Source organism: Serratia sp. PF-27 (assembly GCF_030053255.1).
Taxonomy (GTDB): Bacteria; Pseudomonadota; Gammaproteobacteria; order Enterobacterales; family Enterobacteriaceae; genus Serratia; species Serratia bockelmannii.
The window spans coordinates 1-14,559 of record NZ_JASGBT010000005.1 but is presented as its reverse complement, the minus strand read 5'-3'; the positions used below and the strand labels follow the sequence as shown (position 1 = coordinate 14,559).

Sequence of the window (14,559 nt, the reverse complement as noted above, 5' to 3'; positions counted from 1 at the left end):
AGCGGCGAATCAGTACAGCTTTTTCGCCGTTTCCAGCCAGTCGCCCTTGAACGGACGCTTCATGTTTTCGATCGCGTCGATGATGTCGTGATGCACCATTTTTTCGTTCTGGATACCGACGCAGCGGCCGCCGTAACCCTGCAGCAGCAGTTCGATGGCGTAGGCGCCCATGCGCGAGGCCAGGATGCGGTCGTAGGCGACCGGTGAACCACCGCGTTGAATGTGGCCCAGCACGGTGGCGCGGGTTTCACGCTTGGTTTCCTGCTCGATGTGGCGCGCCAGCTCATCGATGTCGCAGATGTGCTCGGTGATCGCCACGATGGCGTGTTTTTTACCCTTGGCGATACCGGCCTTGATTTCGCACACCAGATCTTCGCGGTTGAATTCGATTTCAGGCAGCACGATGAATTCGCAACCGCCGGCAATCGCCGCCGCCAGCGTCAGATCGCCGCAGTAACGGCCCATCACTTCCACGATGGAGATACGCTGGTGCGACGAGGAGGTATCGCGCAGGCGGTCGATCGCTTCCACCACGGTTTCCAGCGCGGTGAAGTAACCGATGGTGTAGTCGGTACCGGCGACATCGTTATCGATGGTGCCCGGCAGACCGATGCACGGGAAGCCTTCTTCCGTCAGGCGTTTGGCGCCCATGTAAGAACCGTCGCCGCCGATCACCACCAGCGCGTCGATGCCGCGATTCTTCAGGTTTTCAATCGCCTTGGCGCGCACGTTTTCATCCCTGAACTCCGGGAAGCGGGCCGAGCCGAGGAAGGTGCCGCCGCGGTTGATCATGTCGGACACGCTATAGCGGTCCAGCTGCTCCATGCGATCTTCGTACAAGCCAAGGTAGCCATCGTAAATACCAAAAACTTCCAGACCTTCTGAAAGCGCAGAACGCACAACGCCGCGGATTGCAGCGTTCATACCCGGCGAATCACCGCCGCTCGTCAGTACACCGATTTTCTTGATCATGACTACCTCTGAACTGTGTAGATGCAATTTCTTAAGAATTCTGTCTCCGCCGATCGTCTTGAAACCTCTCCGGCTGCAGAAAACCAGCTTTACGGCTTATTGCTGGATATTATATCAAAAACACCCAGCTGAATTGATTCAAGTCACGCAATATAACGGTAAAAACACCGCATGGCACGCTGAGCTAACTCAGATATTCATGATAATACTTCGCGCTATGCCTCTATCTGATTATAGCTCCCAATGCCCCTGCCTACCCGGCGGCACCACGGAGCACGGATCCAGGTGAATGATGACGTCCGCCCCCGCAAAACGGTGTCGCAACGCCTGTTCCACCTGATCGGCCAACCGATGCGCCTCACGCAGCGGCAGCGTGTCTTCCATCTCCAGATGCAGCTGGATGAAACGCGTCGGCCCCGACTGACGCGTGCGCAGATCGTGCGCGCCTTTCACCCCGGGCCAGGAGGAAACCACCTCGATAATCGCCTGGCGTTCGTCATCCGGCAACGCCCGATCCAGCAGCGACTGCACCGCTTCGTAGCCCATGCGCAGCGCGCTATAGAGGATGTATACGCCGATTCCCAGCGCGAACAGCGCATCTGCCCGGTGGAAGCCGTACCAGCTTAGCCCAAGAGCGATAAGAATAGCACCATTCATCATGACATCTGACTGATAATGCAGCATATCTGCGCGCACCGCCTGGCTACGGGTTTTTCTGACCACCCAACGTTGATAGGTGACCAGAATCAGGGTGCTGATTAACGCGATCACCGTCACGACGACCCCAACGCCAGGATCGCGCAGCGTTTGCGGCGCATACAGATGCTGGAAGCCGGTGAGAAACAGAAACAGGGCGGAGCCGGAAATAAACATGCTTTGCGCCAGCGCCGCCAGCGACTCCGCTTTGCCGTGGCCGAAGGTGTGCTCGGCATCGGCCGGCTGCAGCGAATAGCGCACCACCAGAAGGTTGGTCAGCGAGGCGGCGATATCGACCAGCGAATCCACCAGCGCCGCCAGCAGGCTGACCGAACCGGTGTGGTACCAGGCGACGATTTTGATCAACAGCAGCGACGATGCCAGCGCGGTAGCGGCCAACGCAGCGGACTTCACCAGGCGTGCATAGCGCTGTTCCATAAGAGCCCCCGGTCAAAAGGTGTGGCGCTCAATATAGCGAAATGTCGGATAAAAAAAACCCCGCCATCATGGCGGGGAAGACAGGGATGGTGTCTATGGCAAGGAAAAACAGGGGACTACTCAGTCGTACTTCACTTCTGGGCAGAAGCTTGCTGCAAACCAGAAATTTGTTGCTCCATCTGCTGCATACGCTGCTGATGTTTCTGGTCTAAAACACTTTTTTGCTCTGGCGTCAGCAGGTTATACATTTGGTTGCGTACCCGGGCCATTTCGACCTGGCGCTTGACCTGCTGCTGGGCCATCTTTTCCGCCTGTGCATACACGGCGGCTTCGTCAAATTTCTCTGCGGTCACCAGTTTATGCATGGCTTCCATTTCAGCTACATTGACACCAGGCAGATCGTGCCGGGCCTGGCGCATCAAATCGCGCATTTGCTGGCGCTGCTGTTCGCTGAGGCTGACACCGTCGAACATATGGTGCTGGCCGGGTATTCGGGTCATCGCGTCGTTGCCGGGAGGTTGGGCTGTGTCCGGTATAGTGTCGGCAGCGAAGGCAGCGGTCGAACCAATTGCCAGCAGTGATGCCATAACTAATGCGGTCACCTTACGCATTTCAACTCCTCAAGCTTTCTCACTTTGCGAATCAACGAGGAGCAGTGTACCGCTACACCTGAAAACCTGCGTCAGTGCATGTAAAACTACGTAAAGTCATGGAATGGCAACAGTTGATGACGTATTTTGCGTCTGGAGGTAAATCATAATGAACAAGATTCTGTTAGTTGACGACGACCGCGAGTTGACCTCGCTGTTAAAAGAACTGCTTGAAATGGAAGGTTTTAATATCGTCGTCGCGCACGATGGCGAGCAGGCGTTGTCGCTGCTGGACAGCTCCATCGATCTGCTGCTGCTCGACATCATGATGCCGAAGAAAAACGGCATCGATACGCTGAAAGAACTGCGCCAACATCACCAGACACCGGTCATCATGCTGACCGCGCGCGGCAGCGAACTGGACCGCGTGCTGGGCCTGGAGCTGGGCGCCGATGATTACCTGCCGAAACCCTTCAACGATCGCGAGCTAGTCGCGCGCATTCGCGCCATTCTGCGCCGTTCCAACTGGAGCGAACAGCAGCAGCAGGTCGACAGCGGCGCCCCGACGCTGGATGTCGATGGCCTGCAGCTGAATCCCGGCCGCCAGGAGGCCAGCTTCGACGGCCAGGTGCTGGATCTGACCGGCACCGAGTTCACCCTGCTTTACCTGCTGGCGCAGCACCTCGGGCAGGTGGTATCGCGCGAACTGCTGAGCCAGGAAGTGCTGGGCAAACGCCTGACTCCGTTCGATCGCGCTATCGACATGCACATCTCCAACCTGCGGCGTAAGCTGCCGGATCGCAAAGACGGGCATCCGTGGTTCAAAACCCTGCGCGGGCGTGGTTATTTGATGGTATCTGCAACATGATCAACAGTTTGACGGCACGCATCTTCGCCATTTTCTGGTTTACGTTAGCCCTGGTGCTAATGCTGGTGCTGATGGTGCCCAAGCTCGACTCCCGCCAAATGACCTCGCTGCTCGACAGCGAGCAGCGGCAGGGGTTGATGCTGGAACAGCACGTCGAGGCCGAGTTGCAAAACGATCCGGCCAACGATCTGATGTGGTGGCGCCGCCTGTTCCGCGCCATCGACAAATGGGCGCCGCCGGGCCAACGCCTGTTGCTGGTCACCAGCGAAGGCCGGGTGATCGGCGCGCAGCGCAACGAAATGCAGATCGTCCGCAACTTCATCGGCCAATCCGATAATTCGGATCATCCCAAGAAGAAAAAGTACGGCCGCGTCGAGCTGGTCGGGCCGTTCGCGGTGCGCGACGGCGAAGACAACTACCAGCTGTACCTGATCCGTCCCGCCAACAGCCCGCAATCCGATTTCATCAACCTGATGTTCGACCGGCCGCTGCTGCTGCTGATCGTCACCATGCTGATCAGCGCCCCGCTGCTGCTGTGGCTGGCCTGGAGCCTGGCGAAACCAGCACGCAAGCTGAAGAACGCCGCCGATGACGTGGCGCGCGGCAACCTGAAGCAGCATCCGGAGCTGGAGGCCGGTCCGCAGGAGTTCCTGGCCACCGGCGCCAGCTTCAACCAGATGGTCAGCGCGCTGGAACGCATGATGAACGCCCAGCAACGGCTGATCTCGGACATCTCGCACGAGCTGCGCACGCCGCTGACGCGCCTGCAGCTGGCCACCGCGCTGATGCGCCGCCGCCACGGCGAAGGGCACGAACTGGCGCGCATCGAAACCGAAGCGCAGCGGCTGGATTCGATGATCAACGATCTGCTGGCGCTGTCGCGCGGGCAGCAAAAGGGCGAGCTGGCGCGCGAGCAGTTGAAGGCCAACGAACTGTGGGCCGACGTGCTGGACAACGCCCGTTTCGAAGCGGAACAGATGGGCAAGCAGCTGGAGATCGCTGCGCCGCCAGGTCCGTGGACGCTGTTCGGCAACGCGAGCGCGCTGGACAGCGCGTTGGAAAACATCGTGCGCAACGCCCTGCGGTATTCTCACACCCGCATTGCCGTGGCGTTCAGCGCCGACAATCAGGGCGTGACCATCCAGGTTGACGACGACGGCCCCGGCGTCAGCGCCGAAGACCGCGAGCAGATCTTCCGTCCGTTCTACCGCACCGATGAAGCGCGCGACCGTGAGTCCGGCGGCACCGGCCTCGGCCTGGCGATCGTCGAGGCGGCGGTCAACCAGCATCGCGGCTGGGTGAAGGCCGAAGACAGCCCGCTTGGCGGCCTGCGGCTGGTGCTGTGGCTGCCGCTGCATCATCAACGCCTATCGTCTAAGACAGAACAGTAAGAGTTTGCTATCCTGCGCCCCTCGTTCACGAGGGGCCTGCAACATGCTGAACATCGTTTTATTTGAACCCGAAATTCCACCCAATACCGGCAATATCATCCGCCTGTGCGCCAATACCGGCTTTAATCTGCATCTGATCGAACCGCTGGGTTTTCCGTGGGACGACAAACGCCTGCGCCGCGCCGGGCTGGATTACCATGAGTTCACCCGCGTCCACCGTCATGCCGACTACGCCGCTTTTCTCGCCGCCGAAAACCCGCAGCGGCTGTTTGCCCTCACCACCAAGGGCACGCCGGCGCACAGCGCCGTCAGCTACCAGGCCGGCGACTACCTGCTGTTCGGTCCGGAAACGCGTGGATTGCCTGCCGACATCCTCGATGCGCTGCCCGCGCAGCAAAAAATCCGCATCCCAATGCAGGCGCAAAGCCGCAGCATGAACCTGTCGAATGCCGTATCGGTGGTGGTGTATGAAGCCTGGCGGCAGTTGGACTATGCCGGCGCGCTGATCAAAGCGTAATCCGCGACGACGCGCCATACTGGAAGGGTTAACCTCTCCAGATACGGCACATGGCTTTCATCGCAGATATTGTTACCCAGCTTCGCCGGCTCGAATCGGCGCTGAACGAGGCGCTGTTGCGGCTGCAACAGGCGCAAGACACCGAGGCGCTACACGACTTGCGCGTCTGCCTGCGCCGCATTCGCAGCCTGCTGCGTCCGTTGCGCGGCTGCCCCGGCGCAACGCGGCTCGATCGGGCCGCCGCCGAGTTGGGCAAGCTCACGACGCCGCTGCGCGATCTCGAGGTGCTGATCGTCGAATTGGCGCACCATCGCCTCGATTGGCAGGCCAACGTGCGCCAAAGCGATTTTCAGGCCCGCTGCCGCCAACTGCTCGCCAACCCGCTGCTCATCAGCTTCCCTTCGCTATTGCACGCCTGGCCGCACCGCTTTCTCCGCATCGCGCAGCGCCCCGCCAAACACCGTGTGAACCGACGCCTGCAGCGCCAGCAGCGGCAATTGCGCAGGGCGTTGGCTGATACCGGCTACGATCGCCACCGTCTGCGGCTGCTGGTCAAACGCCTGCGCTACGCGGCCGAAGCCTACCCGCAACGCCTCCCCCTCTCTCCCGCCGCAATGGCGGGCCTGAAAGCGGTGCAAAACGCCCTCGGCGATTGGCACGACCGGGAGGTCTGGTGCCTGCAGGCAGAACATCAGGCGGATCTCTGGCCCTTGTTGCCCCGATGGCAAGCAGAGCAACACCAGGCGCTGGCCAGAGCGGACATCTTGCTCGTTGCCTTATCACCCGCACTGGTGGTGAAAACCGGCGGCGCATCACGATCCTGAAAAAGGCCGCAGCAGGGCACGCCCGGCCCCGAAAATGCCCGATGAGGCGCAGATAATGCGCTATGTTTTGTAAGGGTAATCACCACTCATCATAGGAAACCACATGAAAAAACAACGCTTGAGCGTTGCCATGGCCGTTCTGGCAGCGGGCCTGTTGCTGGCGGGCTGTTCGTCCAAAGTCACCCAAACGTCGCAATATTCGGGCTTTTTGTCCGATTACAGCAAACTGCAGGAAACCACCTCGCCAAGCGGTCATAAAACGCTGCGCTGGGTAGATCCGAGCTACAAGGAATCCAACTATCGCGGTATCTATTTCCAACCGGTGGTCTATTTCCCGGCGGAGAAACCCACGGCGCGCGTCAGCCAGGACACGCTGAACAAGATTAAGGCCTACGCGACCCAGCGAATCAAAACCGCGCTGCAGAACCGCTTTACCATTCTGCCAAGCCCGACGGGCTCGCGCGTTCTGGTGGCCAAACTCGCCATCACCGCCGTTTCGGCCGAAAACGAAGACATGAAGTTCTATGAAGTGGTGCCGGTCGCTGCAGTGGTTGCCAGCACCATGGCGGCTACCGGGCACCGGACGCAAAATACCGCGCTGTATATTGAAGGCGAGTTGATCGACCAGGATACCGGTAAAACGGTGATGGAAGTGGTACGCAAGGCCTACGGTAAAACCGTCAACAACGACAGCACGCCGGTCACGGCGGATGACGTCAAGGCGGCGATCGACGACATCGTTACCGATATCACCCAGTTCCCGAAACAGGGCTGACCGCCGCCTGAAAAACACAGGGGGAGCCAAAGCTCCCCCTGAATGGATACGCAAACGGCGTTCAAATGCCGTCGCCGTACTCGAAACCGTGGTTGGTACCGTTGAAGTATTGGTCCATATCCATCGACGGCGTATCGCTCTCCGGCCGCCCGACGATGCGCGCCGGCACCCCGGCGGCGGTGGTATGCGGCGGCACCGCCTGCAAAACCACCGAACCCGCGCCGATCTTCGCGCCCTTGCCCACTTCGATATTGCCGAGAATTTTGGCGCCGGCGCCAATCATCACCCCTTCGCGGATTTTCGGGTGACGGTCGCCGCTGGTTTTACCGGTACCGCCGAGCGTGACCGACTGCAGGATAGAAACGTTGTTCTCCACCACCGCCGTTTCACCGATCACGATGCCGGTAGCGTGGTCAAGCATGATGCCGCAGCCGATGGTCGCCGCCGGGTGGATGTCCACGCCGAAGGCGACGGAAATTTGATTTTGCAGGTAGATAGCCAGCGCTTGCCGCCCTTGCTGCCACAGCCAATGGCCGATGCGGTAAGCCTGCAGCGCATGGAACCCTTTGAGGTAAAGCAGCGGCGTGGAGTATTTATCGACCGCCGGGTCGCGCAGCCGCACCGCGAGGATATCGCGCGCCGCCGAAACGATCATCTGATTGTCGGACTTGTAGGCCTCTTCCACCACCTCGCGCACCGCGATGGCGGGCATGATCGGCGTCGCCAGCTTGTTGGCCAGCATATAGCTGAGCGCGCTGCCCAGATTCTCGTGCTTGAGCAACGTCGCATGGAAAAAGCTGGCCAGCATCGGTTCACAATCAGCCAGTGCTCGCGCTTCTGATTTAATGCTGTTCCAGACCTGTTCCAACTCTTCTGACGACATCACATACCCCTTTGCCTTGCCAAACGGGCCGCTTCACACGGTAGCGCGGAGCGGCCCAGGTCATTTGCGGGGTCAGCATTCCGCTGCCCCGACATATCGTTTTATGTCACGCGCTGGGTTTTTCGTCCTTTCGGGCTCGCCCCAGCAGGCTCAGCGCCGCTTCGCGGGCGTCTTTATGGCAGTAAAGCACCTGATAAATCTGTTCGGTGATCGGCATTTCCACGCCGTGCCGCTGCGCCAGCGCCAACACCTCTTTGGTATTGCGATAGCCCTCGACCACCTGACCGATGCTGTCCTGCGCTTCCTGCACGCCTTTACCTTGCCCCAGCATAATGCCGAAGCGGCGGTTGCGCGATTGGTTGTCCGTGCAGGTTAGCACCAGATCCCCCAGCCCCGCCATGCCCATGAACGTCGAAGGATCGGCGCCCAGCGCAGAACCCAGACGGCTCATTTCCGCCAGCCCGCGCGTAATCAACGCGGTGCGGGCGTTGGCGCCGAAACCGATGCCGTCGGACATGCCAGCGCCGATGGCGATCACATTCTTCACCGCGCCGCCAAGCTGTACGCCGATAAAGTCGGGATTGCTGTAGACGCGGAAGCTCTTGCCGCAGTGCAGCAGCTGTTGCAGATCGTCGGCGAACTGCGCATCGGTCGCCGCCAGCGCGATCGCCGTCGGCAGACCGGCGGCCAGCTCTTTGGCGAACGTCGGCCCGGAGAGCACCGCCAGCGGGATCGCCTCGCCCAACGCCTCACGCGCCACGTCCTGCAGCAATCGCCCGGTTTCCGCTTCCAACCCCTTGGTGGCCCACACGATGCGGGCGTCCGGGCGCAGATGCGGCTTCAGCTGACGCAGCACGTCGCCAAACACGTGGCTTGGCACCACCACCAGCACGTCGCGGCTGGCCGCCAGCGCACGCGCCAAATCGGCCTCAAGCAGCAGGGTATCGGGGAAAGGAACGTCGGGCAGAAACGCCTGATTGCAGCGATCTTGCTGCAACGTTTGAATTTGCGCGGGGTTATGCCCCCACAGCACCACGGCATGGCCGTTACGCGCCAGCGTAATGGCCAATGCGGTGCCGTACGAGCCGGCACCGATAACAGTCATTGAAGCATTGACGGTGTTCATCAGGCATCCTGATGTGGTGCGGCACCTTCGCCTTCCGCCTGCTGCTGCAGATAGTTCATGAACAGCGCGTCAAAGTTGACCGGTGCCAGGTTCAGCTGCGGGAATGTACCGCGGGAAACCAGGCTGGTGATGCACTCGCGCGCATACGGGAACAGGATGTTCGGGCAGTATGCACCCAGGCAATGCGCCAGCTGCGTGCCTTCGATACCTGCTACCGAGAAGATGCCCGCCTGTTGCACTTCGCACAGGAACGCGGTCTCTTCGCCCAGGCTCGCCGTCACGGTTACGCGCAGTACCACTTCATACACTTCGTCAGCCAGCTGGCTGGACGCGGTATCCAGATCAAGTTTAACTTCCGGCTGCCATTCCTGCTGGAAAACCTGCGGCGCGTTCGGCGCTTCGAAGGAGATATCCTTGGTATAGATACGTTGGATCTGGAAAGCCATTTCGGTGCTGTTTTGTTCTGACATGTGAGTAATACCCTTGGTTAAACGTCCTTATTGACACTCGGTGAGCCGGCAAGCTGCTTAAAGCAGCGGATCCAGGCCGCCGCGAGCATCGAGTTCATATAAATCATCACAGCCGCCGATATGCCGGCCATCGATGAAAATCTGCGGCACGGTGGTGCGCCCACTGCGCTCGATCATCACTTCGCGCTTGGCGCTATCGCCGTCGATGGCGATCTCGTTAAACGCCGCGCCCTTGCTGTTCAACAGCGCCTTGGCGCGATGGCAGAACGGACAGGTCGCTTTGGTGTAGATATCAATGTTAGCCATGGATTGCCACCTCAAATAGGTTAAACGGTTACTTACCGCGCACCAGCGGCAGGTTTTCTCCGCTCCAGCCGGCGATGCCGTCTTTCAGCATCGTCACCTTTTCAAAACCGGCCTTGCTCAGGTTCTCCGCCGGCTCGCGGGAGGCGGTGCCGTTGGCGCACACGACGATGATCGGCTGCGCTTTGTGTTTTTCCAGCTCGCCCAGGCTGCCGCTTTTGATTTCGCTGGCGGTCAGGTTGATGGCGCTGGCCAGGTGGCCACGGCGGAAATCGTCGCGGCTGCGGGTGTCGACCACCACGGCTTCTTCTTTGTTGATCAGGCGGATAGCTTCACCGCGAGCGATCTCTTTGACCTTGGAGAAACGGCTTTTGAAGGTCATGACGATCACGGCGACCAGCAGAGCGATCCAAGCCAGGCTCAGAATCGGGTGTCTGCTTACGAATGGCATAATTTCTTGCAGCATGGGGTGTAACAACTCCCGTCAGTTAAGGGATAAATAAGTCAAGGTTCCAGAGTATACCTGCCGAGTGCGGCAAATACAGCCAATAAGCAAGCGCGATTGTAGAAACTGCGGGCTGCGCTGAGAAATTCCCGAGGTCAGAGCATAAAAGCCCGCGCGATTCGCCGCAACCTTGATCTCTTTGGGCTATTTCTCGCCGGCGGCGATGTAAAATCAGCCGGTTTTTCGAGGGCGAACAGCCATGCTTGCGGCGGGCGCATGGCTATTCGCAGCTTAAAAAGTTCATAAGAGGTCAATGCAATGTCGAGCAACAAAAAACCGATGGTACTGGTGATCCTGGACGGTTACGGCCACCGTGAGGAGCGGCAGGACAACGCGATCCTGAACGCCGGCACCCCGGTGATGGACCGTCTGTGGCGGGAGCAGCCGCATACGCTGATCGCCGCCTCCGGGCTAGATGTCGGCCTGCCCGACGGCCAAATGGGCAACTCCGAAGTCGGCCACGTCAACCTGGGCGCCGGGCGCATCGTCTACCAGGATCTGACCCGGCTGGACAAAGCGATCGCCGACGGCGACTTCTTCGCCAACCCGGTGCTGACCGCCGCGGTCGATAAAGCCGTAGCGGCCGGCAAGGCGGTGCATATCATGGGCCTGCTGTCGCCGGGCGGCGTGCACAGCCACGACGAGCACATTCTGGCCATGATCAAGCTGGCCGCCCAACGCGGCGCCAAAGCCGTTTATCTGCATGCCTTCCTCGACGGGCGCGACACGCCGCCGCGCAGCGCCGAAGCCCCGCTGCAACGCTGCCGCGACGCCTTCGCCGCGCTGGGCGTCGGGCGCATCGCCTCGCTGATCGGCCGCTACTACGCGATGGACCGCGACAACCGCTGGGATCGCGTGCAGCTGGCCTATGACCTGCTGACCGCGGCCAAGGGCGACTACGTGGCCGACGATGCGATCGCCGGCCTGCAGGCCGCCTACCAGCGCGGTGAAAACGACGAGTTCGTCAAACCGACCGTCATTCGCGCCGCCGGTGAGGCCGATGCCGCGATGCAGGACGGCGATGCGTTGATCTTCATGAACTTCCGCGCTGACCGCGCGCGCCAGATCACCCGCGCTTTCGTGAACGCGGATTTCGACGGTTTCCCGCGCGCCAAGCGGGTGCAGTTCGGCGATTTCGTGATGCTGACCGAGTACGCCGCCGACATCGCGACCGCCTGCGCCTATCCGCCGGCGTCGCTGGCCAACACCTTCGGCGAATGGCTGATGAAGCACGACAAAACCCAGCTGCGCATCTCGGAAACCGAAAAATACGCCCACGTCACCTTCTTCTATAACGGCGGCGTGGAAGCGCCGTTCAAAGGGGAAGACCGCGTGCTGGTCAATTCGCCGAAGGTCGCCACCTACGATCTGCAGCCGGAGATGAGCGCCGCCGAGCTGACCGACAAACTGCTGAGCGCCATCCGCAGCGGCAAATACGACGCCATTATCTGCAACTACCCGAACGGCGACATGGTGGGGCATACCGGCGTGTATGAAGCAGCGGTCAAAGCGGTGGAGACGCTGGATGCCTGCATCGCCCAGGTGGTTGACGCGGTGCGCGACGTCGACGGCCAACTGCTGATCACCGCCGATCACGGCAACGCCGAGCAGATGCGCGATCCGGCCACCGGCCAGGCGCATACCGCCCACACCAGCCTGCCGGTACCGCTGATTTACGTCGGCAAACCGGCACGGGCGGTCGAAGGCGGCAAGCTTTCGGACATCGCGCCAACCCTGTTAACGCTGATGGGAATGGAAATCCCGCAAGAGATGACTGGTAAGCCGCTGTTCATCGTGGAATAATCCTTCTCCATGAGGGAGAAGGCGTTTTTTGCACTATCAAGGGTAACCCGAAGCGCAAACGCAGGCAGCCGGCCGCTGCCTGAACGCACCGCGCCAAGGACGTTCACCGCCATGTGCGCCAGCGTATTTTGCGCTGGCGTCTTGCTGTTGCCGCTCGCCGGCCAGGCGGCGGAAGACAATAAATCCCAGCTGAAAGACATCCAGCAGAGCATCGCCGAGAAAGAAAAAGCGGTGAAGCAGCAGCAGCAGCAGCGCAGCTCGCTGCAGGATCAGCTGCGTCAGCAGGAAAAAACCATCGCCCAGGCCAGCCGCCAGTTGCGCGACACCCAGGGCACGCTCACCCAGTTGAGCAAGGATATTTCCGGCCTGAACGCCTCGATAGCCAAACTGCAAAAGCAGCAATCGACCCAACAAAACCTCCTCGCCAAACAGCTCGACGCCGCCTTCCGGCAAGGGCAGCACAGCGCCGTGCAGCTGATCCTCAGCGGTGAAGAAAGCCAGCGCAGCGAACGTATTCTGGCCTATTTCGGCTATCTGAACGAAGCGCGCCAGAAAACCATCGAAGAGCTGAAACAGACCCGCGCCGAGCTGGCGAAGCAAAAAACCACGCTGGTGGCCAAACAGGGCCAGCAAAAATCCTTACTGAGCGAACAACAAACACAGCAGCAGAAGCTGGAGCAGGCGCGCGGCGCCCGCAAGAAAACGCTGACCGCGCTGGAAGCCTCGCTGGAAAAAGACCAACAACGCCTGGTGGAACTGCGCCAAAACGAAGCCCGCATGCGCGACAAGATCGCCCGGGCGGAGCGCGAAGCCCGTGCGCGCGCCGAACGCGAAGCGCGTGAAGCGGCCAAAGTGCGCGAACAGGTGCGCATCAAGGAACAGCAGGCGAAGAAAACCGGCACCACCTACAAACCTAGCGAAGCCGATCGCTCGCTGATGGCGCGCACCGGCGGTCTCGGTCGTCCGGCCGGCCAGCTGATGTGGCCGGTACGCGGCCGCACGCTGCACGGCTTTGGCGAACAGCAGCAGGGCGAACTACGCTGGAAAGGCATGGTGATTGAGGCCCGCGAAGGTAGCGAAGTGAAAGCCGTCGCCGATGGCCGCGTGCTGCTGGCCGACTGGCTGCAAGGCTATGGCCTGATGGTGGTGGTCGAACACGGTAAAGGCGACATGAGCGTGTACGGCTACAACCAAAGCGCGTTGGTCAACGTCGGGGCGCAGGTGCGCGCCGGCCAGCCGATCGCGCTGGTCGGCACCAGCGGCGGCCAGGGAACGCCGTCGCTCTATTTCGAAATCCGTCGTCAGGGACAGGCGGTTAACCCACTGCCGTGGTTGGGAAGATAGATTTGCACTATGTCAAAACCCGTACAGCTCTGTTAATAGGCTGTCTGCTGCAGGTTTACGCTGCGCAGGCAGGAAAACTCTCCATCGTCATCGATGACGTGGGCTACCGCCCTCACGAAGAAAACGCAGTGCTGCAAATGCCAACGGCGATCTCGGTTGCGGTATTGCCCAACGCGCCGCATGCCCGCCTGATGGCCACTCGCGCCCACAGCCAGGGCCGCGAAGTCTTGATCCACATGCCAATGGCGCCGCTCAGCAAGCAGCCGCTGGAGCGCGATACCCTGCAGCCTGCCATGAGCAGCGACGAGATCCAGCGCATCATCCGTAACGCGGTGAACAATGTGCCTTACGCGGTCGGCATGAACAACCACATGGGCAGCGCCATGACCTCCAGCCTGCCGGGCATGCAGAAAGTGATGCAGGCGCTCGAAAGCTACCGCCTGTACTTCCTCGACAGCATGACCATCGGCAACAGCCAGGCGACCCGCGCCGCGGCCGGCACCGGCGTGAAAGTGATCAAACGCAAGGTGTTCCTCGACGATACCGCGAACGAAGCCGACATCCGCCGCCAGTTCAATCGCGCAGTTGAATTGGCGCGGCGCAACGGTTCCGCCATCGCCATCGGGCATCCACGTCCGGCGACGGTGAAAGTGCTGCAGCAGATGCTGCCGTCGCTGCCCGCCGATATCGTGCTGGTCAAACCGAGCGCGCTGCTGAACGAACCGCAGGGCAACGGCGGCGGCAGCTACGTTCCACCGCCGGTCAAGCCGCAAAAACCGCAGCCGAAAAATCCGTTCAGCGGTGGCATCAAACAGTGCAAGGTCAAACCGCCGAAGGAAAAAGCCAACGCCGGCACCGCGCTGGGCGTCATCGCCGACAGCATAGCCACCTCGCCGCCGGTGACCTTCATCAAGCGTCATTGGCAACACTGGACGCAAGCCAAACCGCAAGCATAAAAAAAGGCCGGAATTCCGGCCTTTTTCACGTCTGTGACCCGTCCTGAATAGCGTTGACACATTTTACTCACGCACAGAGGAAAATGTGATGAACCAGT

Annotated in this window: 16 protein-coding genes; 8 read left to right on the top strand and 8 right to left on the bottom strand. The window is 60.6% G+C overall.

Features of this window, described 5'->3' with window-relative positions:
• Positions 1-9: 9 nt before the first annotated feature.
• The 3 genes from pfkA to cpxP form a co-directional block, all read right to left on the bottom strand.
• The gene (gene pfkA, locus QMZ29_RS01640) at positions 10-972 is read right to left on the bottom strand and encodes a 6-phosphofructokinase (RefSeq protein ID WP_004931116.1); all 963 of its coding nucleotides are present in this window, start codon (positions 970-972) and stop codon (positions 10-12) included.
• Between the two features lie 231 nt (positions 973-1,203).
• Positions 1,204-2,106 carry a CDF family cation-efflux transporter FieF gene (gene fieF, locus QMZ29_RS01635; protein ID WP_025304670.1) on the bottom strand — a complete coding sequence of 301 codons (903 nt, stop codon included), beginning with the start codon at positions 2,104-2,106 and terminating at the stop codon, positions 1,204-1,206.
• Between the two features lie 131 nt (positions 2,107-2,237).
• Positions 2,238-2,717, bottom strand: coding sequence for a cell-envelope stress modulator CpxP (gene cpxP, locus QMZ29_RS01630; RefSeq protein WP_004931122.1), 480 nt, complete (start codon positions 2,715-2,717; stop codon positions 2,238-2,240).
• Between the two features lie 148 nt (positions 2,718-2,865).
• Between cpxP and cpxR the strand changes: the two genes are divergently transcribed.
• From cpxR to QMZ29_RS01605, 5 genes are all read left to right on the top strand, one after another.
• Positions 2,866-3,564: an envelope stress response regulator transcription factor CpxR gene (cpxR, locus tag QMZ29_RS01625; RefSeq protein ID WP_025304671.1), complete on the top strand. Its 699-nt coding sequence runs from the start codon at positions 2,866-2,868 to the stop codon at positions 3,562-3,564.
• The gene (cpxA, locus tag QMZ29_RS01620) at positions 3,561-4,955 is read left to right on the top strand and encodes an envelope stress sensor histidine kinase CpxA (protein ID WP_015379421.1); all 1,395 of its coding nucleotides are present in this window, start codon (positions 3,561-3,563) and stop codon (positions 4,953-4,955) included. The genes cpxR and cpxA overlap by 4 nt, the downstream gene beginning before the upstream one ends.
• A 43-nt stretch (positions 4,956-4,998) precedes the next feature.
• Positions 4,999-5,472: a tRNA (uridine(34)/cytosine(34)/5-carboxymethylaminomethyluridine(34)-2'-O)-methyltransferase TrmL gene (trmL, locus tag QMZ29_RS01615; protein WP_025304673.1), complete on the top strand. Its 474-nt coding sequence runs from the start codon at positions 4,999-5,001 to the stop codon at positions 5,470-5,472.
• 50 nt (positions 5,473-5,522) lie between these two features.
• Positions 5,523-6,296, top strand: a complete 774-nt coding sequence (locus tag QMZ29_RS01610; protein ID WP_261427571.1) for a CHAD domain-containing protein — start codon at positions 5,523-5,525, stop codon at positions 6,294-6,296.
• 103 nt (positions 6,297-6,399) lie between these two features.
• Positions 6,400-7,071 (top strand): DUF3313 domain-containing protein, encoded by a 672-nt coding sequence (locus tag QMZ29_RS01605; protein WP_025304675.1) that lies wholly within the window; start codon positions 6,400-6,402, stop codon positions 7,069-7,071.
• A 61-nt stretch (positions 7,072-7,132) separates the two neighbouring features.
• Here the strand turns inward: QMZ29_RS01605 and cysE are convergent, their stop codons facing one another.
• The 5 genes from cysE to QMZ29_RS01580 form a co-directional block, all read right to left on the bottom strand.
• On the bottom strand, positions 7,133-7,954 hold the full coding sequence (gene cysE / locus QMZ29_RS01600; RefSeq protein WP_025304676.1) for a serine O-acetyltransferase: 822 nt from the start codon (positions 7,952-7,954) through the stop codon (positions 7,133-7,135).
• A 106-nt stretch (positions 7,955-8,060) separates the two neighbouring features.
• The gene (gene gpsA / locus QMZ29_RS01595; protein WP_060448503.1) at positions 8,061-9,080 is read right to left on the bottom strand and encodes an NAD(P)H-dependent glycerol-3-phosphate dehydrogenase; all 1,020 of its coding nucleotides are present in this window, start codon (positions 9,078-9,080) and stop codon (positions 8,061-8,063) included.
• The gene (secB, locus tag QMZ29_RS01590; RefSeq protein ID WP_025304678.1) at positions 9,080-9,550 is read right to left on the bottom strand and encodes a protein-export chaperone SecB; all 471 of its coding nucleotides are present in this window, start codon (positions 9,548-9,550) and stop codon (positions 9,080-9,082) included. Before secB ends, gpsA begins: the two co-directional genes overlap by 1 nt.
• Positions 9,551-9,607: 57 nt before the next feature.
• Positions 9,608-9,856 (bottom strand): glutaredoxin 3, encoded by a 249-nt coding sequence (gene grxC, locus QMZ29_RS01585; RefSeq protein ID WP_019452217.1) that lies wholly within the window; start codon positions 9,854-9,856, stop codon positions 9,608-9,610.
• A 28-nt stretch (positions 9,857-9,884) separates the two neighbouring features.
• Complete coding sequence (locus tag QMZ29_RS01580) at positions 9,885-10,319, bottom strand: rhodanese-like domain-containing protein (protein WP_016929700.1); 435 nt, start codon at positions 10,317-10,319, stop codon at positions 9,885-9,887.
• A 297-nt stretch (positions 10,320-10,616) separates the two neighbouring features.
• Between QMZ29_RS01580 and gpmM the strand changes: the two genes are divergently transcribed.
• Genes gpmM through QMZ29_RS01565 form a run of 3 tightly spaced genes read left to right on the top strand, consistent with a single transcriptional unit; the run spans position 10,617 to position 14,461 of the window.
• Positions 10,617-12,161, top strand: a complete 1,545-nt coding sequence (gpmM, locus tag QMZ29_RS01575) for a 2,3-bisphosphoglycerate-independent phosphoglycerate mutase (protein WP_049295000.1) — start codon at positions 10,617-10,619, stop codon at positions 12,159-12,161.
• Positions 12,162-12,170: 9 nt separating this feature from the next.
• On the top strand, positions 12,171-13,505 hold the full coding sequence (gene envC / locus QMZ29_RS01570) for a murein hydrolase activator EnvC (RefSeq protein WP_025304680.1): 1,335 nt from the start codon (positions 12,171-12,173) through the stop codon (positions 13,503-13,505).
• A 2-nt stretch (positions 13,506-13,507) separates the two neighbouring features.
• Positions 13,508-14,461, top strand: a complete 954-nt coding sequence (locus QMZ29_RS01565; RefSeq protein WP_049205333.1) for a divergent polysaccharide deacetylase family protein — start codon at positions 13,508-13,510, stop codon at positions 14,459-14,461.
• The last annotated feature ends 98 nt before the right edge of the window (positions 14,462-14,559 follow it).